This is a genomic window from Undibacterium cyanobacteriorum, assembly GCF_031326225.1.
Taxonomy (GTDB): domain Bacteria; phylum Pseudomonadota; class Gammaproteobacteria; order Burkholderiales; family Burkholderiaceae_D; genus Undibacterium; species Undibacterium cyanobacteriorum.
In genome coordinates this window covers 3300686-3319318 of sequence record NZ_CP133720.1, presented here as the reverse complement: position 1 = coordinate 3319318, position 18633 = coordinate 3300686, and the positions used below count along the sequence as shown (strand labels likewise).

Below are 18633 nucleotides of genomic sequence, written 5' to 3'. Positions count from 1 at the left end.
TAGCGACGTCGATCACAGACTGCATCACTCGTGATTTCGCGATGGGATAGCAGGGTTTTACTTGTTCACATTGACCAGCGGTGTGCTATGTCCCATGAGAACGGTGTTGCCGGGTTTGTTGGCGATGGCGAGTGCAGTGTCGCGTTGGATTTCAGCTAAGCGGATTTCTTTGAGTGCTGGTGTTAAAGACTCGCTAATGATCCGATTCGCTTTCGCTTCACCTTCGGCTTGAACGATCAGTCTTTCTGCTTCAGCACGAGCCAGTTCGACTTCTTTCAGTTTCTTTTGAATTGCTTGATCAGTTTCGGCACGTTGACGAATCGCTGCTTCAATTGCCGGATCAGTCAGCAGATTGCGAACGTTGACTGCGGTGATCAAGAATGCCCCTTTGTCGTTGGCATCAAGTTCAGCTTGTAAAGTTGCGCGAACCATTTCTGCCAGCTCGGCACGTTTTGTATGCATCGTCGTAGCATCAAGCAATGCCACTGACTTATATACGGATTCACGTGCTTCACGCGAAACGCGATTGTAAGCCATCACTAAGTCCGAAGTGCCATCTTTGACGACCTGTTTGTGCTTGACGACATCACCTTGGTACTTGGTATACAAGCCCGGAACTGAGGCAGGCATGACTTTGAAATAAATATCGATATCGACATCTTTCATGGTTAAGTTGTCGCGGCTCTTGGGAGTCATGTCTTGTAATTGGAAACTGACTTCTTTAGCGGTGAATTCATCGACTGTTTTAAATAACGTGAAGTAGACGCCCGGTGGCAACGCGTCTTTGCCGACATTGCCGAGGGTGCGCTCGACGCCCACATTACCGGTATCAATTTGGGTGCAAGCACTAAACATGGCTGCAAGCGTAATAATGCCAAGTGAACGAAGATATTTGATGTTGTTGTTCATATTTTTCCTCTATTAAATTAAACGTAGGGCAGGTACAAAATAGGCAAATACCAAAAGACCGACTAAAACTGCAATGACTGCGAGAATTCTGAGACCGTGTCGATGCAAGGCATGAGTTGCTTCTCGACGTATCAGCGGCGACGTGAGGTGCCATAGACCGTAAGAGGCAAGGATCAGAATCAAAAGAATCACAAAATGTTTCATGATTGTTTCCTAAATTAACTGGCGTGATGGTTGACACAAAATGCATTTCGAAGCGGAGAGTGTAGAGGGATTTGATAGACCTGAATAGCGAAATAGATAGGTAAAATTTACCAAGAACCACCGTTTGCTAAATTCCAGAGTATCGATGAGGTCATGATGCGCATCTGCGGTGTTGATGATTCGTACTCAAAATCTTCGGTTAATCAGCTAGTCAGCTAATCGCCCAATCAAGAGAAAACACACCAGTAACTCGATTTTGAAGCTTTGCATGCCATAATTTGCATCTATGCCCCAGTTTTCAGAAAGTCTTTGTATGCCTCGAATCGCTCACCTTCAGCTTTCACTTGTATTGGCCGCTTTGTTTTGCGTGGTTGCAGCTTGCTTACATTTTGCTTGCCTCATTTGGGGGGCACCGTTGTTTCGATTGCTTGGTGCAGGAGAACAGGTGGCGCAACTGGCGGAAAGTGGACATCCACAGCCCATGGTGATGGCGGTGCTTGTTGGATGCGTTCTGTGTTTTTTTGCTTATCTGTGCGCCGCCTTATCGGGCTTGGCAAAAGATTCAATGTGGATGCGTTACGTAGTGCTGGTTTTCGCACTCGTCCTATTGATGAGAGCATTGTGCTTTCCGTTCTTAAGGCCGTTTTTTAAAGGCAATTCAGACTTATTTTGGTGGAGTAGTTCAGCCATTTGCTTGCTATTGGCGAACACGATTTTGTTTGGTTTGTGGCAGGTTTGGAATAAAAAGTAAGGAGCAATCATGTTCAATTCGATGACACCCATTTTTCGTAGTTTTGATGAAGCGTTGGCACGCGCCTTTTATATCGATTTTCTTGAATTTGAGATTGTGTTTGAACATCGTTTCGAAGCGAACACGCCGCTCTACCTGGGACTTATGAAGGGAAACTGTACTTTGCATTTATCTGAGCATTTCGGCGATGCAGCGCCGGGCGCGCATATCCGAATCGCGGTCGATGACGTTGACGCCTTGTGTTTGAGTTTGAACGAAAAGAAATATCGGAATGCGCGGCCGGCTTGCCAGGATATGCCGTGGGGCTCGCGTGAAATGACTATCAATGATCCATTTGGTAATCGCGTGACGTTCTATACGACCAACGATTAGATGATGATCAAGATATTGTCTTGAATTGTATCGTGCCGCCTTTTGCAAATATCGATACGACTATGGTGTCAGCACTCAAATAAAAACGCCTCGCAATCTGAACGAGTCCCGGAAGTTGAATTTTCACATTACGGTCGGTTCAGATGTCGAGGCGATTTTTTTTTTGATTCGCTAGTTTGTGGAAGACTTACTCCTTAATGCCCCATTGCGAGAACATCCAAGCGTAGATGAAGGCATTCTCTTTCAATGCATCGTAACGTCCAGAAGCGCCACCATGACCTGCAGCCATATTCACTTTCAAAAGCAGGGGATTATTATCCGTTTTGAAGGTACGCAACTTGGCCACATATTTCGCTGGCTCCCAATACATCACCTGACTGTCATTCAGGCCAGTGGTCACGAGCATCGATGGGTAGGCTTTCTTTTCGATATTGTCGTAGGGTGAATAGCTGCGCATGTAGTCATAGGCAGGCTTTTCATTCGGATTACCCCACTCGAGGTATTCACCTGTGGTGAGCGGTAAGCTGGCATCCATCATGGTATTCATCACATCGACAAATGGCACCGCTGCATGAACTGCCTTGAAAAGATCTGGGCGCATATTGACCACGGCACCCATTAACAAACCACCAGCACTGCCACCTTGGATGATCAGGCGATCTTTGCTCGTCCATTTCTCTTGAATCAAAAATTCTGCCGCTGCGATGAAGTCGGTGAAGGTGTTTTTCTTCTTCATTAGCATGCCATCTTCGTGCCATTGTTCGCCAAGGTCATTGCCACCGCGAATATGGGCTTGCACGTATATCACGCCGCGATCGAGCAAACTCAGGCGGCTCAAAGAGAAGCCCGCTTCGGTTGGAATTCCGTAACTACCGTAGGAGTACAGCAATGTAGGTGCAGTGCCGTCGAATTTGACACCTTTTTTGTATACGGCCCACAGCGGAACTTTGACACCATCTTTTGCAGTTGCCCACAAGCGTTTCGCTTCGTATTTGCTAGCATCGTAGCCGCCAACGACCTCGTTTTGCTTCAACACAGTGCGTTGACCCGTCGCCATATCAACGTCCATGATCATCGATGGCGTGGTTGGTGATTGGTAGGACATACGGAGTTTTTGTGAAGTAAATTCTGGCGTGCCAGCACTACCCGCCAAATACACTTCGTCGTTGAATTCAACCGATTTCCATTGCTTGGTTTTGAAATTGAAGATGCGAGTGCGGCTCAGTGCATTGGTTTTCTCGGTGACCGCCAGATAGTCGCGGAAAACTTCGACATTGTTCAACAATACTTTTGAATCGTGTTTAACGATTTCTTTCCAGTGTTTGCTGTCAGGCTTCGCGACTGGCGCTACGACTAGTTTGAAGTTCTTTGCATCTTTGTTGGTGCGGATGTAGAGCATGCCGTCACGATGATCCACACTATAGCGGTGGCCTTTCGTGCGACCCAGAACGGACTTAAATTCGGCCTGTGGTTTGTCGGCGGGAATGATCCATTGTTCGCTGGTGTCAGTCGCGTAAGCCACCAAGGTGATGAATTTACGATCGTGCGTGGTGCCGACGCCGATGCCGAATTGCTCGACCTTCTCTTGATAAATTTCTTTGGCCGCAGTGCCTAACTGTAAACGGAACAATCGATCGGAGCGCTTTGTCGTCGGGTCTTCCTGAACGAAGAACATAGTCTTATTATCCGAAGCCCAAGCCATGCTGGTCACACGTTCTGCTGTATCACTCAAGAGTTCGCCGGTTTTCAGGTCTTTGATTTGCAGTTTAAATTGGCGGAAACCCGTGGTGTCGGTCAGGTAGGCCAAATAACGATCATCTGGGCTCACAGATGTGCCAGCCACCATAAAGAATTTGTGTGGCTTAGCCAATTCATTTTGATCTAACAAAATTTCTTCAGGCGCTTTTTCATCGTAGTTCATATTGGCGTCAGCCAAGCGACGGCAACTAATGCCGTACTGCTTACCTGCAACGGTACGAGTGTAGTAAAAATATTTGCCACGGCGAACTGGAACTGACAGATCGGTTTCTTTCATGCGACCTTTGGTTTCATTAAATAACTTGTCCGCCAAAGTTTTGATGTCGGCAGTCATGGCCTCGGTGTAGGCATTCTCAGCGTTCAGGTAGTCAATGACCTTTGGATCTTCTTTCTTGTGTAGCCAGCGATAGTCGTCGGTCACTGTTTCGCCATGGCGTACTTCAGACCATTGCGCTTTGGCGGCGATCGGTGGAGTAGGGATGCTGGTTTGCATAGTCGAGGAAGTCGATGTTTGCGCTTGTGCGCTAAGAATAAAAACGCTGTTGATAACAGCGGCAATTCCAATCAGAGGTAGTTTCTTGAGCATGGTGGTTTCCAAAAAATACTGAGCATGTTTGACCGCGAGTACGGCAACTTGTTCCCTTCAAATCATGGACGTCTTGCGTTTAATCCCGTGCTAAAGACATCCATTTTTGCCAAATAATTGCCAGCCACATCATATAGGAATAACAAGCTTTTGATCGTTCCTTTTTGTTGATTTTCTGATGACCAGTGGCGTAGTGAATGCGTTTTAGGTACTTCGATGGCATCTACCCGACAGTTTTGCGTCGCAGCAATTGTTGATCTGCTATGAAGGTGCATGGCAGTCTGTGCCAAGTCTCTGATTTTGTGGCACAAAACAACAAAACTCAGAGAGATTTGTTTTACTTTTACTTTACTTTTCAAAGCGCTTTGAATTAAACTTTGAATTATTCCAAAGCGCTTTGATTTTCTTATTAATCCTCCTGCCAATTCTCGGTCAATTAAGTTGTCATTCTGTTTGCGATTGGATTAGACAGGATAGGGATCAAAGCGCAATTGCGAGGCGTCTTTCTCGCAAGATGTTTGAACCGTTTTTCTTATAGTGAGCAAAGCCTGCATGAAAACAGCCTGCATTTTCGATCTCGATGGCGTCATCGTCGATACCGCGAAATATCATTACCTCGCGTGGAAGCGCTTGGCGAACAGTCTCGGCTTTGATTTTACTGAGCATGACAATGAGAAGCTCAAAGGTGTCAGCCGCATTGAATCTTTGAAATTGATTTTGCAACTTGGCGGTCAGCAATTAAGCGAAGCGGATTTCGAAGCGGCGCTGACGCGCAAGAACAATTGGTATTTGGAGTATATCAACACCATTGGACCAGAAGAGATTTTGCCGGGTGCCTTTGCCTTTTTGCAGTCGGCGAAACAACTTGGAATGAAGGTTGCGCTTGGGTCCGCCAGTAAGAATGCCGTATTGATTTTGCAGCGTATTGGCCTGTTAGAGCAATTCGATGCCATCGTCGATGGAAACAAAGTCAGTAAAGCGAAACCAGACCCTGAAGTGTTCACCAAAGCAGCGCAAGAGTTGGGTGTTGACGCGCGTCAGTGCATCGTGTTTGAAGACGCGGTGGCAGGTGTCCAAGCGGCGCTCAACGCCGATATGCATGTGGTTGGCATCGGCGAGGCCAAGGTGCTGCATCAAGCTCATGTGGTGCTGCCGAATTTTTCAGGCACGAATATCGAACAAGTCGTGCAATCCTTGCCGGAGTCAGCTTGAGAGCTGAGCGCCCTAGCGCGGGAGCAGGATGAGATTAAGAAATAAAGAGATGAGAAAGCTTTAGTTTTAGCAGCAGCAACACACAAAAGAAGTAACGAGATTCACGCAGTATTGAGTAACAGAAAAAACCTTCTCCCCCCCCAGAGGTTGTATCGACGGTGCAGGCTGATTTGCACTGAAATTTGGATAAGCAAAAGATGAGAGACTACATAAAGAAAGACCCGTGGAATATTATCGAAGAAGGGTTCGATCCCGCTTTGAATCGTATCTCCGAAAGTATTTTTTCCATCGGTAACGGCAAGATGGGTCAGCGCGCTAATTTCGAAGAGAAATATAGCGGTAGCAGTCTGCGTGGCAGCTATGTCGCTGGTGTTTACTACCCAGATAAAACGCGTGTTGGTTGGTGGAAAAACGGTTATCCCGAGTATTTCGCAAAAGTCCTCAATGCAGTGAACTGGATCGGTATCGATGTTCATGTCGATGGCGAAGAATTGGATTTGGCGACCGCGAAAGTCGAGTCATTCACGCGTGTTTTGAATATGCGTGAAGGACTTTTGCAGCGCCAGTTCATTGCCACACTTCCTTCCGGTAAAAAAATTCAAGTGCGATCGACGCGTTTCACGAGCATCGTCGATGCTGACAATGGTGTGATTCGCTATGAAGTGACGCCACTCAACTTTTCCGGTAGCGTCCGCTTTACCCCTTTGCTGGATCTGAACGTATTCAACCAAGATTCCAATTACGATGAGCAGTTCTGGATCGAAGTGTCGCGCGCTGTATCGAATGGCAAGGCCGCTTTAACGGGCGAAACGAAGAAAACACAATTTCACGTCGCCGCCGCATTCGACTTGGCATTGAGTTTGGACGGTGCAGAACAAGCCTTGCAAGCGGAAACCATGAGCCAAGAGAAGAAAGTGGCGAACGTGGTGGAGATCCAAGTTGCACAAGATAAAACGGTGAGCTTGTTTAAGTTCGCTGCGATTGTGTCGTCCTTGTACTCTGATAAAACGCAGATTCAAAGCGACGCCGAGAAAAGTGCTGCCGCAGCGCGTGCGAAGGGCTTTGACACGATGCTCAAAGAGCACAGCGAGGCGTGGGTACAAAAGTGGGCCGAATGTGATATCACCATCGAAGGCGACGTTGCTGCGCAACAGGCGATTCGCTTCAATATTTTGCAGATGAATCAAACCTACACCGGTGAGGATGAACGTCTCAACATCGGACCCAAAGGTTTCACCGGTGAGAAATACGGCGGCGTGACCTATTGGGATACCGAGGCCTATTGCCTGCCTTTCTATCTCAAAACGACCGATCCAAAGGTGGCGCGTCAGCTCTTGGTATATCGCTATAAGCATCTACAAAAAGCGATTGAAAACGCGGCTAAGTTGGGCTTCAAGAATGGCGCTGCTCTTTATCCGATGGTGACCATTAATGGCGAAGAATGCCATAACGAATGGGAAATCACGTTTGAAGAAATTCATCGTAATGGCGCGATGAGCTTTGCGATTTACAACTACATCAACCACACCGGCGATTCTGCTTATCTTGCCGAGTACGGCCTTGAGGTATTGATTGCGATTTCTCGCTTTTGGCGTCAACGTGTGCAGTGGTCGGAACGCCGCAATGCCTATTTAATGTTGGGCGTCACAGGACCGAACGAATACGAGAACAACGTCAACAATAATTGGTACACCAATTTGATGGCGCAATGGACATTGAATTACACGCGTGAGTCGCTTGCTTATGTGCAGCAACAGCATCCCGAGCGTTATGCAGCGATTATGGCCGCCACCAAATTTGGTGAACACGAAGATGAGTTGAGTATTTGGGCTGATATCGCTGAAAAAATTGCGTTGCCACGCGACGAACAAACCGGCGTCTTCATCCAACACGACGGCTACATGGAGAAAGACTTGCAGCCGATGTCGGCGATTCCAAAAGGCGAATATCCGATTCATAAGCATTGGTCATGGGATCGCATTCTGCGCTCTTGCTACATTAAACAAGCTGACGTTTTGCAAGGTATCTATACCTTCGAGGGCAACTACGACAAAGAAACGATTCGTAAAAACTTCGATTTTTACGAACCTTTGACCGTGCATGAGTCTTCTTTGTCTCCTTGCATACACTCGATTCTTGCGTCCTCATTAGGCTACGAAGATTTAGCGTACAAATTTTATTTGCGTACAGCGCGTCTTGATCTCGATGATTACAACCATGATACGGATGATGGTTTGCACATCACATCGATGGCGGGAACTTGGATGTCAGTTGTGGAAGGCTTTGGTGGCGCGCGCGTCAAACAAGGTCAGCTGCATTTAGCACCTGCTTTGCCTAAGCAATGGCAATCTTATTCTTTCCGTATTTGTTTCCGCGGTGCTTTGATCAAAGTGGCGGTCACAGAGCAGGCCATCATTCTCGAAAACGAATCCGATGTGGGTTTGAATTTGAGTGTGTACGGTAGCGAGAAATCATTGCCAGCGCGTCAGATTTTGACAGTTGCTCGAGATTGATTAGAGCGAGTAGCACAGCATCGATTTGAATTGAATTCTTGCTTGCATCGGTAGGGTAGATGGTTCCGATGTGGGTTTGGTCCCTGGGGTTGGGTGTGTCTCAACCACAGGGCATTTTTTTAATTCAAACCGATGAAATGGGCGATCCGCGTTGTTGCTTGTCCTCGCAATACTTTTGTATTGCTGTAGATCGGTAAAAAGCGGCGCCTAGCGTCTCATCCCATTACATCGGTTTTGTGATGAGTTGGGGAATGGGCGATCCGCGTTGTTGCTTGTCCTCGCAATACTTTTGTATTGCTGCAGATCGGTAAAAAGCAGCGCCTAGCGTCTCATCCCATTACATCGGTTTTGTGGTGGGTTGGGGAATGGGAGAGCCGCGTTGTTGTTTGTCCTCGCAATACTTTTGTATTGCTGTAGATCGGTAAAAAGCGGCGCCTAGCGTCTCATCCCATTACATCGGTTTTGTGATGAGTTGGGGAATGGGCGATCCGCGTTGTTGCTTGTCCTCGCAATACTTTTGTATTGCTGCTGATGGATAAAAAATCGGCGCATAGCGTCTCATCCCGTTGCATCGGTTTTGCGCTTGATTGGGAGACGGGCGATCTGTCTTGTTTCAAATATCCCGAACCTGCGGCAATCGTTGAACTGTACAAATTTTTTTTAGTTTGATCGTGTAATTTCTTATCCATGAGTGATGTGGCGACCATGAATACGCAGAGTGTGAATCAGGATTGGTGGCGTGAGGCCGTGATTTATCAGGTGTACCCGCGCAGCTTCATGGATAGCAATGGTGATGGCATCGGTGATCTACCTGGGATTACGAGCCGACTCGATTACATTGCGAGTTTAGGGGTTGATATCGTTTGGATTTCCCCTTTCTTCAAATCGCCAATGAAAGACTTTGGCTATGACGTGTCTGATTATTGCGATGTCGATCCCTTATTTGGAAAACTCGCTGATTTTGACGCACTGGTGAAGCGAGCCCACGAGCTTGGTTTGAAGATTATGATAGACCAAGTTTTATCTCACACCGCAGAGACGCATCCCTGGTTTGCCGAAAGTCGTTCGAGTCGCACTAATCCCAAGGCGGATTGGTATGTCTGGGCTGATCCGCAAGCCGATGGTACGCCGCCCAATAATTGGTTATCGATTTTTGGTGGTTCGGCATGGCAATGGGATACCCGTCGTTGTCAGTATTATTTGCACAATTTTCTGGTCAGCCAGCCAGATATGAATTTTCATCATCCAGAAGTGCAAGACGCGCATCTGCGTAATATGCGGTTTTGGTTGGAGCGCGGCGTCGATGGATTCCGTATGGACGCCTGCATTTATCATTTTCATGATCTTTTGCTACGTAACAATCCCGTTGCAGCGAAACAAAATACAGTGAATGTGGCGGCCTCGAATCCTTATGGGATGCAGGCGCACATTTACGACAACTCTCGCCCTGAAAACTTAGGCTTCTTGGAGCGAGTGCGGACCTTACTCGATGAGTTCCAAGCGATTTCTATTGGTGAAATTGGCGCTGATGATGCGCTCGAGGTAATGGCTCAGTACACCGAGGGAAATAAGCGTCTGCATATGGCTTACAGCTTCAATTTGCTCACGGCAGAGTTCAGTGCGGCGCATATACGACGTCAGGTCGAAGCCTTCGAACAACGTGTGAAAGATGGTGGCGCCTCTTGGTCGGTCGGTAACCATGATGTACCACGTGTGATGTCGCGTTGGGGCGGAGAGGGGAGCTCGATCGACTTTGCGAAGATGATACTCACGATGCAACTGGCACTCAAAGGAACGCCATGCTTGTATCAAGGCGATGAGCTTGCTCTGAGCGAAGCGCAATTGGCTTACGAAGATCTGCAAGACCCAGTGGGTTTGACCTTTTGGCCCGAGTCCAAAGGACGAGATGGTTGTCGGACCCCGATTCCGTGGGAAAGCAGCCAAGAATTTGCAGGCTTTTCTTCACATAAACCATGGCTCCCTATTCCTCACGAGCACCGTGCCCTAGGCGTGTCTAAGCAAGAGCAGCAAAGTGATTCCATGTTGCAGTTTGCTCGGCGTGTGATTCGTTGGCGTAAGAGTATTCCCCAGCTATTACGTGGCGCAATCGTTTTTATCGATACACCAGAACCTGTCTTAGCCTTCCGCCGAGTCTTGCAGGGGGCTCCTGAAGTGGTGGTGGCCTTTAATTTAAGTGCTACCCCTGTTCAGATTCAACATCCTGAACTTCAACACGCATTGAGCTTGAATGGTCACGGCTTGGGTGGCGTGGTTGAGGGTGATGCTCTGAGCCTTCCTGCATGGGGGGCATGGTTCGGCTTACGGCATTGAATTCGGCTTTTTTCCGGAAAAGTCTTTTTGCGTTTATACTTTTGGGCAAAAAACAAAAGCTATCACCAATCGTTTCACACAAAAAGAGGAAAAGCATGCGCTTATTGAAAAATGTCTTGGCAAGTTTGGGCTTGAGCTTGGCGATTCTAAGCTTGAATTCGGCAACCGCTGCCGTTGGTAATCCTGAACTCGGTAAAGAGTACCGCAATCTTCGCCAAGCCCAACCAACCGATTCGGGTAAGAAGATCGAAGTAATCGAGTTCTTTGCGTATTATTGTCCGCACTGTCATGCCCTTGAGCCATTGTTGGCCGACTGGGTGAAGAAAAATAGCGACAAAATTGTTTTCAAACGTGTTCACGTATTGAACCCCGGCGTTGAAGCACAGTTGAAGTTGTACTACGCACTCGAAGGTTTGGGTAAGGTCGAGCAATACCACAGCAAAGTGTTCCAAGCCTTCCACGTCGAACACAATCGTTTGATGACCAACGAACAAGTGGCACAATTTGTGACCAAAGTTGGCCTCGATAAAACCAGCTTTTTCAATGCCTATAACTCATTTGGTGTGACGATGAAGTTGAACCGTATGGAACGCACCATGGCGGATTATGAGATCGGTTCTTGGCCAACGCTGATTGTTGATGGTCGCCTGATGACATCACCATCCATGGCAGTTTCGACTTTCCGTTCACGCCCTAGCGAAGATGAGCAAAATCGCGCAGTGTTGCCCGTGTTAGATTGGCTCATCGCTAAAGTGCAAAAGGAACGTGGCGGCAAGTAATCGGTCGTTTAACGCGATTTAAGGTCTCACTCGCGAAGAAATCTGCGAACTGAGCGAAAAGCGCAAGTCGTTTTTTTGACCTCGCTTAGACGCAGTTTAGAAAGTACCTGAATTAGGACCTGCACCTTATTCTTGTAATAAGCGAGGAAGCGGTTCAGAAGGTGCCTAGATAACGCTCAGTACCTTTGATAAACAACAAAGCCGAGAATGCGAAATGCATCTCGGCTTTTTTGTTGGTCTTTTGGTTTTTTGGTGAGCCTTATTTTGCGTAGACCTTATATTCCCAAGCCTTCAACTCCATCTTGACCTGCGCACCTTGCGGAGCCACTTGACCCGTCAAAATATCTTTCAAGCCCGCGCTCTTGAGAGCGGCGTTGATGCTGACACTTTGTGGTTTGTCGGATAGGTTGAATACAGCCACAACTTTGTTACCAGCTTTCTCACGACTGAAGGCAAATACATGCTCATCAGCACCCGTGTTCAAGCGTTGCATGACGCCGCCATCAACGCCATTCCACAGTGCTTTATTGCTGGCTTTGAGTTGGAACAGTGTTGTGTAAAGTTGTTTGAAAGGATGTGGTTTCCATTCGATAGGGTCGCGCTCGAAGAAGTTCAGCGCTTTATTGTTGCCCGCCTCTTGACCGCTGTAGAGCAAAGGCATCCCTGGCATGATATTCGATAAGACCAAGAATGCTTCGACGCCAGCGCCTAAGCGTTCGAATTCCGTGCCTTCCCAGCTGTTCAAATCATGGTTCGTGATATGCAACATGCGATAAGAATTAGGGTGGTAATTCTTTTCTTCGCCGTTCAAATAGGCATCAAGATCTTTGACGGATTTCTTACCCTTGGCGATATCGTTCCACAAATCTTTATATTGCCAGCCATAGGTCATGTCGAAGGCTTTTTCTTGCAGATCCCACTCCATCGCTTCAGCTAACATAAAGACTTTCTTCGTCTTATCGAGCTCTTTGCGCGCATCATTCCAGAAATCGGTCGGCACCATGGCGGCCACGTCGCAACGGAAACCATCAATGTCGTACTCCTTCAACCAGAAGCGCATGCTTTCAATCATTTCTTTACGAAGTTGTTGATTGTTATAGTCGAGCGCGATGACGTCAGCCCAATCAGGAACTGGTGGTACAAATTTGCCGTCTTTGTCTTTCTTATAGAACTCCGGATGCTTCTCAGACCATGGGTGATCCCACGCCGTGTGATTCGCGACCCAGTCGATGATCAGTTTCATGCCATGGGCATGCGCCGCTTTGACCAAGCGTTTAAAGTCGGCCGGTGTGCCAAATTCAGGATTGACGCCGCGATAGTCACGGACCGCGTAGTAGCTACCTAAAGTGCCTTTACGATTCTTTTCGCCGATCGGATTAATGGGCATGACCCAGATAATCTTGACGCCCATCTTCTTTAATTCAGGCAGATATTCCTCGAACTTTTGGAAGCTGCCTTCTTTGGAGTGTTGACGGATGTTAGCTTCATAAATCGTCGCATTTTTTGACCATGCTGGATGAACCACTGCACTCGTCTTTTGTGCTAATGCAGGTGTGGCCATCAGCGCGCCGACACTGAGTAGCAAACTCAATAGGAGTTGGTTCATTGGTTTGTATGTCTTCATCATTTGCCTCGTCTTTTTTTTGGGGGGGATTTTTTCTAATTACTGCCTACTAAATTGAGTTCCGATGTTGCTGAGATCGTATCCTACGCCGTTTCAATTTTGGTCCAAGACAATTTCGAAAATGGAGGCGGACTTGCCTGCCACGTTCAAAGATGGGCCAAAGTGGATGTCCTTCGCTTGTAGGATATCGCGGCCTTGCTGCGCTTTTCCGATCAATTCTGAGTATCGCTTCATCGCTAGCTTTACGCTGCTTTCATTGCGGTTTAAGACGACCATAATGATTTTCTTTTGGCCGTTTGCGGAGTTCTTTGCGCCGACGCGAAAGTAGACGTAGCAATTATTTTCAGGAATAAAATGAATGAACTGACCGTGTTGGACAGCGGCCTCATTTTTACGCCAGTTAAACAGCTTTTTGACAAACTCTTGCGCTTGGTGTGTTTGTGCGCTCAAACCTTGTCCTGTGAAAGCATTGACCGTATCGCCGTGCCAACCACCGGGAAAATCGCTGCGCACTTTGCCATCATCACGTTTTTGCGGACTACTCATCTGTAGTTCGGTACCGTAGAACATTTGAGGAATGCCACGCATGGTCGCCAAATAAACCATGGCCATTCGCCATAAAGCAGGATCTTTGCCGAGCGAGGAAAAAATACGCGGCGTGTCGTGATTGCCTTCAAAGATGGTGAGATTGTCCGGATGGGCATATTGGAAATCATTGGTCGCAGCAAGATACAGATGTTGCATGTCCGCTTTGTGCTGCGTAGTCTTTGCTTCATCAGCATGTTTGCCGCTCAGCGCGAGATGGAGGCTGTCATACACGCTGAAATCCATCATGCTGGGTAGATAGGAGCGGTAGCCGTCTTGATTGACTTTGTCTTTCTGCCAGTACGCCACAATCGCTGGATTCATACTCCATTCCTCACCAACTAAATTCAAGTTGGGATATTCGTCCATGAGGCGCTTGGACCATTGCGCGAGGAAGTGTTTGTTGGAATACGAGTAGGTATCGACTCGCAAACCAGCGAGATCGGCAAATTCAATCCACCAAATGGCGTTTTGAATTAGATAGGTGGCCAAGTAAGGGTTGCTTTGATTCAGATCGGGCATGGTTCGTACAAACCAGCCTTGTTCAAAGAGAACTTGATCGTGTTTACTGGCGTGGGGGTCTTGTACCGTGGCGCGCACGTGATTCGTTTCGACATAAGCTTCGCGCTGGTTGATCCAATCTTTGCTCGGTAAGTCGCGCATCCACCAGTGGTAGGAGCCAATGTGATTGAGAACAACATCATGGATGACGCCGATCCCACGCTGTTTCGCTTCTTTGACTAAAAGTTGATAGTCGTGATTGCTGCCAAAGCGTGGATCGACGCGATAAAAGTCGGTGGCCGCGTAACCATGATAAGAATTGATGGCTTGATCATTCTCGACTAGAGGGGTGGGCCACAGCATCGTGAATCCTAAGCTGGCGATGTAATCCAAATGTTGACGCAGCCCAGCAATATCACCACCATGACGACCGCCCGGATCGCTGCGCTTAGCAGCCTCTCGCATGCCTGGCACTGAATCATTGGCGCTGGAGCCATTTGCGAAGCGATCAGGTACGACCAGATAGATCGCATCGGCGCTGGTGAAGCCTTGTCTTTGCGCCGACTGTGGGCGTCGCTCCATCAAATCGATTTCACTTTCAGCTACCGATGCGGAGGTGCTGGCTTGAGCGGCCGAGTACCACTCAATCTTGAGCTTGCCAGCGGGTGTTTGGGGGCTGATTTCGAGGTCGAGAAATACGTAGTTGGGATTATCGAGACTGCTCTGTTTCAGCAGCCGAACCCCAGCGTAATTCAGTCTTGCCCGCAGTTCAGCGATCTTTTCGCCATACACCATGATTTGTAGTTGAGGCGACTGCATTCCAATCCACCAACTACTTGGTTCGATGCGTTGAATGCGTGATGAATTTTGTGGCGGGCTAGCCGATGAGGACGTGGTGGAAGGCGAAGCAGCACTAGACAAAGAGAGTGCTAAAAAAAAAGCAGCGCCGAGAATCGCAAGGATATTGCGTGTGGGGAATCGGCGCTGCGTGGGGTTAGCCTTCATATTGTTCAATAGCGAGAGCGGCACCGCTGAGTGCGGCAAGAGTGTCTGTGATCAGTGCAGTCGGAATCTGCGAAACATAAGGATGCAAGCGTCCTTTGGCTTCGAATTTCTCACGAAAACGAGATTGAAAAAAGAAGTCGCCAAGACGTGGCACGATACCGCCGCCAATATAGACACCGCTACGCGCACCAACGATCAAGGCGACACTACCTGAAAAACTCCCGAGAAACGCACAAAACGCATCTAGGGTTTTACGGCAGACAACACAGGAATTTTGCAAACCACGTTCGACAATCTGTTCTGTACTCAAAGTTTCGGCTGTGGCGTCAGAGCATTTGGCGACCGCACGGTAGAGTGTGGGCAGGCCTATCCCTGAGAGTAGTCGTTCAGCTGAAACATGGAGTAATTCTTCGCGCACCGCATCTAAAATGCGCGCTTCGAACTCATCCGTCGCGGCCAAAGTGGCATGGCCGCCTTCGCCCGGAATCGCGATCCAACCATGTTTGCTCTGGATCACAGACCCCACACCCAAGCCGGTTCCAGGACCAATTACGGCTAAAGTGCCATTGTGCTGCGGCTGGCTCGCATGTGGCTTGATTTGATGTGATTTGAGGCGCGGCAGTGATAAAGCCAGCGCTTCAAAATCATTGAGCGTGAGGAAGGTGTCTAAGTTTAAGGCTTGCTTAACCTGCGCTTGAGAATAGCTCCAATGGCTATTGGTAAAGTTGATTTGATCTTGACCGACCGCAGTCGCGACTGCAAATGCCGCACAGCGTGGCGCCTGGTAAGTATCTCCCAGTTCTGTAGCCAAATCTTGCAAATAGCGACGACTTGCCTCGACTGGCGTTGGATAGTCTGCGACCGGTAAGGTTTTGACGAACTTAATTTCACCGCCTTGATCGGTCACCCAACCAAAGCGTGCATTACTACCGCCGATATCGGCCACCAGCCATGGAAACTGCGAGTTGTTAGCGGTGGAAGAGGCATTCATTGTGCTCATGCGCTTTCATTCTTGTATAAATTCTTAGATGCATTCAAGACTACCGACCACGGTCAGTCTTCGTGATTCGTTTATGGCTTGTCGCAAAAATGACGATAGATCAGGCTTCAATATTTTCCGTTGAAGCGGTTTTCATCGTGAAACTGCAGACCAGCTAATTGCTTTGATGATTGAATGTAGCAAAACTACAGAATCAATTCAAGTGTTTTTTGTTTTGTTTCAGCCTCTTTGATTCCTTGAAATATGGTTATTGGAGCTGGATTTCCAAGGTGTCTTAGGCTTTTCTTGTCTTTTATCTAGGAAAAACAGTGTAGTTGTTGAGTAAACTGCTCGATTTTGTGGAGGAGGGGGTATGTAGCTTAAGTAAGATAATTGTTGTAGTACAGTTACAGGTTGATATTGCTTTGCGGTAAAATTTCAATTGGAGATGAAATTTCCGATAAATGCTCGGCGGTGGTTTGCTCCGTGATCTAGTCAGACTACAATGCACTTTTGCCATGCATAATTTGTGCGAGCTTTGTGCGTGAGCTCTTGAAAGGAACTCAGTGAATACCAAAACGATCGTGATTCAGGAATTCGATAGCCCACGTTTGCTGGCTGATATTGGCGGTACCTATGCTCGTTTTGTGATCGAGGTTGCCAAAGGAGAGTTTCGACACAGCGCGACTTTGCGCTGCCAAGATTACCCGGACTTTTATGCGGCAATTCGCGCGTATCTCGATAGCTTAAAGAGTGTGACGATTGCGCATGCAGCGGTCGCGATCGCCAATCCTGTCGACGGTGATCTGGTGAGTATGACCAACTATCACTGGCAATTTTCGATTGAAGAGATGCGTCAAAGGCTGGGCTTTGACACGCTGCTGATTGTGAATGACTTCACCGCGCTGGCGATGGCCTTACCGCGTTTGGGTCCGAATCAAGTGCATCAGGTCGGTGGTGGTGAGGCACGCAAACAAAGTGTGATTGGCTTGTTGGGGCCCGGCAGTGGTCTCGGCGTGTCCGGCTTGATTCCTGCGGGCGACGGTTGGATTTCTCTTGGATCGGAAGGCGGTCACACGAGTTTTGCGCCACGTAATGAGCGCGAAATCGCGATCCTGCGCTATGTCTGGAAGCATTTTGAGCACGTGTCCTTTGAACGCCTCGTGTCTGGTCCTGGTTTGGAACTGATTTATCGCGCCTTATGTGATACGGATGCCGTGCCGTCAAATGATTTGCAAGCGCCTGAAATTACTCAACGCGCGCTCGATCAGCAAGATCGACACTGCCAAGAAGCATTGGATGTGTTCTGCGCTTTGTTAGGCACCGCGGCTGCGAATTTGGCGGTGACCCTGGGCGCAATGGGCGGCATTTATATTGGTGGTGGTATCGTGCCGCGTTTGGGGGAATATTTTGCCCGATCTCCATTTCGTCAGCGTTTCGAAGAGAAGGGGCGTTTTAGTCGCTATGTGACCGCCATTCCAACCTTCGTGATTACCGCAGAACAAGCGACCTTCATCGGTGCCTCATCAATTCTTGATGCTCAATTGCGTAGCTTAAATCAAGATCCCGGTTCAGCTATCCTGAGTCAGATTCGTCGCGTGCGACCAGATTTGTCGCCTGCAGAATTACGGGTCGCAGAACATGTGTTAGCGCATCCGCGCGCTGTTGTGAATGATCCGATTGCCGAGATCGCACGTGCCGCCGATGTAAGTCAACCCACTGTGATTCGTTTCTGTCGCTCCCTCGGTTGCGAAGGTTTGTCTGACTTTAAATTGCGATTGGCTTCTGGTTTGACGGGTACGGTACCAGTGACACACATTCAGGTGACGAATGACGATTCAGCACTGGAACTCGGTGCCAAGGTTCTGGGTAATACCGCTTCATCGATTTTACAGGTTCGCAATCAACTCAATCGTGACATGATAGAGCGCGCGATTGACCTGATCAATCACGCTAACAAACTCGAGTTTTATGCGATTGGTCACTACGGCGTGGTGGCACAAGATGCGCAGTTTAAATTTCTACGCCTAGGGATCTCGAGTACGGCACACACCGATTCTCGATTGCAGTTGTTGTCGGCAAGTGTTTTGAAACCAGACGATGTGGTGGTTATCAGCAGCAGTAGCGGGCGTTTGCCCGAATTGCTTGAAGTGGCGGAGAAAGCGCGTGAACGTGGTGCTAAAGTGATTGCGATTGCCGCAAGCCATTCTCCCTTGGTGCGTAAAGCCGATGTCGCATTGATTGTTGATCATGTTGAGGATGTCACGACACACTTGCCTATGGTGAGCCGTATCCTCCATTTGTTGGTGATTGATATGTTAGCGGTTGGCGTCGCTATGCGTCGTCATCCGCAGGCCAATGGGGTCATGCCGGGTGAGGTCGACGAGCGATTAGATGAAGCTCGTGTGGTGCCACGTAAGGCGGCTGCCAGCAATCAAGCACCTGGTGTGAGTTTGGCGTCGCCTTTGGCCAAATTGACCTCACACAGCCGATAAAGGAAAGAACGCCATCGGATGAGGCGGGG

General features: G+C 48.3%; 13 protein-coding genes. 6 read left to right on the top strand and 7 right to left on the bottom strand.

Annotated features, from left to right (window positions below):
• Positions 1-57 precede the first annotated feature (57 nt).
• Entirely contained in the window at positions 58-909 is an 852-nt protein-coding gene (locus RF679_RS13945) for an SPFH domain-containing protein (RefSeq protein ID WP_309481243.1), read from the bottom strand.
• 12 nt (positions 910-921) lie between these two features.
• Positions 922-1113: a hypothetical protein gene (locus RF679_RS13940; RefSeq protein ID WP_309481242.1), complete on the bottom strand. Its 192-nt coding sequence runs from the start codon at positions 1111-1113 to the stop codon at positions 922-924.
• A gap of 760 nt (positions 1114-1873) precedes the next feature.
• Between RF679_RS13940 and RF679_RS13935 the strand changes: the two genes are divergently transcribed.
• Positions 1874-2236: a glyoxalase superfamily protein gene (locus RF679_RS13935; protein WP_309481241.1), complete on the top strand. Its 363-nt coding sequence runs from the start codon at positions 1874-1876 to the stop codon at positions 2234-2236.
• A gap of 187 nt (positions 2237-2423) precedes the next feature.
• On the opposite strand, the gene RF679_RS13930 is transcribed toward RF679_RS13935, so the two are convergent.
• Both RF679_RS13930 and RF679_RS13925 read right to left on the bottom strand, forming a co-directional pair.
• Positions 2424-4580 carry a S9 family peptidase gene (locus tag RF679_RS13930; RefSeq protein ID WP_309481240.1) on the bottom strand — a complete coding sequence of 719 codons (2157 nt, stop codon included), beginning with the start codon at positions 4578-4580 and terminating at the stop codon, positions 2424-2426.
• 62 nt (positions 4581-4642) lie between these two features.
• A complete protein-coding gene (locus RF679_RS13925; protein WP_309481239.1) occupies positions 4643-5005 on the bottom strand; it encodes a hypothetical protein in 363 nt (120 codons plus the stop codon).
• A gap of 127 nt (positions 5006-5132) precedes the next feature.
• On the opposite strand from RF679_RS13925, the gene pgmB reads away from it, so the two are divergent.
• From pgmB to RF679_RS13905, 4 genes are all read left to right on the top strand, one after another.
• Positions 5133-5792 (top strand): beta-phosphoglucomutase, encoded by a 660-nt coding sequence (pgmB, locus tag RF679_RS13920; protein ID WP_309481238.1) that lies wholly within the window; start codon positions 5133-5135, stop codon positions 5790-5792.
• A gap of 197 nt (positions 5793-5989) precedes the next feature.
• On the top strand, positions 5990-8305 hold the full coding sequence (locus RF679_RS13915; protein ID WP_309481237.1) for a family 65 glycosyl hydrolase domain-containing protein: 2316 nt from the start codon (positions 5990-5992) through the stop codon (positions 8303-8305).
• A 705-nt stretch (positions 8306-9010) separates the two neighbouring features.
• On the top strand, positions 9011-10636 hold the full coding sequence (locus RF679_RS13910) for an alpha-amylase family glycosyl hydrolase (protein ID WP_309481236.1): 1626 nt from the start codon (positions 9011-9013) through the stop codon (positions 10634-10636).
• 95 nt (positions 10637-10731) lie between these two features.
• A complete protein-coding gene (locus RF679_RS13905; protein ID WP_309481235.1) occupies positions 10732-11415 on the top strand; it encodes a thiol:disulfide interchange protein DsbA/DsbL in 684 nt (227 codons plus the stop codon).
• A gap of 259 nt (positions 11416-11674) precedes the next feature.
• Here RF679_RS13905 and RF679_RS13900 read toward each other — a convergent pair whose 3' ends face one another.
• The 3 genes from RF679_RS13900 to glk all read right to left on the bottom strand — a co-directional run bounded on the left by RF679_RS13900 (position 11675) and on the right by glk (position 16130).
• Positions 11675-13042 carry an alpha-amylase family glycosyl hydrolase gene (locus RF679_RS13900; RefSeq protein ID WP_309481234.1) on the bottom strand — a complete coding sequence of 456 codons (1368 nt, stop codon included), beginning with the start codon at positions 13040-13042 and terminating at the stop codon, positions 11675-11677.
• A 90-nt stretch (positions 13043-13132) separates the two neighbouring features.
• Positions 13133-15130, bottom strand: a complete 1998-nt coding sequence (locus RF679_RS13895; RefSeq protein WP_309481233.1) for a glycoside hydrolase family 13 protein — start codon at positions 15128-15130, stop codon at positions 13133-13135.
• A complete protein-coding gene (gene glk / locus RF679_RS13890) occupies positions 15120-16130 on the bottom strand; it encodes a glucokinase (RefSeq protein ID WP_309481232.1) in 1011 nt (336 codons plus the stop codon). The genes RF679_RS13895 and glk overlap by 11 nt, the downstream gene beginning before the upstream one ends.
• 545 nt (positions 16131-16675) lie before the next feature.
• On the opposite strand from glk, the gene RF679_RS13885 reads away from it, so the two are divergent.
• A complete protein-coding gene (locus RF679_RS13885) occupies positions 16676-18604 on the top strand; it encodes a glucokinase (RefSeq protein ID WP_309481231.1) in 1929 nt (642 codons plus the stop codon).
• Positions 18605-18633 lie beyond the last annotated feature (29 nt).

Excerpts from the sequence above, each read along its gene's own strand:
- RF679_RS13900 (WP_309481234.1), bottom strand. The coding sequence starts at position 13,042 with ATGATGAAGACATACAAACCAATGAACCAACTCCTATTGAGTTTGCTA.
- pgmB (WP_309481238.1), top strand. The coding sequence starts at position 5,133 with ATGAAAACAGCCTGCATTTTCGATCTCGATGGCGTCATCGTCGATACC.
- RF679_RS13910 (WP_309481236.1), top strand. The coding sequence starts at position 9,011 with ATGAATACGCAGAGTGTGAATCAGGATTGGTGGCGTGAGGCCGTGATT.
- RF679_RS13945 (WP_309481243.1), bottom strand. The coding sequence starts at position 909 with ATGAACAACAACATCAAATATCTTCGTTCACTTGGCATTATTACGCTT.
- RF679_RS13895 (WP_309481233.1), bottom strand. The coding sequence starts at position 15,130 with ATGAAGGCTAACCCCACGCAGCGCCGATTCCCCACACGCAATATCCTT.
- RF679_RS13930 (WP_309481240.1), bottom strand. The coding sequence starts at position 4,580 with ATGCTCAAGAAACTACCTCTGATTGGAATTGCCGCTGTTATCAACAGC.
- RF679_RS13940 (WP_309481242.1), bottom strand. The coding sequence starts at position 1,113 with ATGAAACATTTTGTGATTCTTTTGATTCTGATCCTTGCCTCTTACGGT.
- RF679_RS13905 (WP_309481235.1), top strand. The coding sequence starts at position 10,732 with ATGCGCTTATTGAAAAATGTCTTGGCAAGTTTGGGCTTGAGCTTGGCG.
- glk (WP_309481232.1), bottom strand. The coding sequence starts at position 16,130 with ATGAGCACAATGAATGCCTCTTCCACCGCTAACAACTCGCAGTTTCCA.
- RF679_RS13915 (WP_309481237.1), top strand. The coding sequence starts at position 5,990 with ATGAGAGACTACATAAAGAAAGACCCGTGGAATATTATCGAAGAAGGG.
- RF679_RS13935 (WP_309481241.1), top strand. The coding sequence starts at position 1,874 with ATGTTCAATTCGATGACACCCATTTTTCGTAGTTTTGATGAAGCGTTG.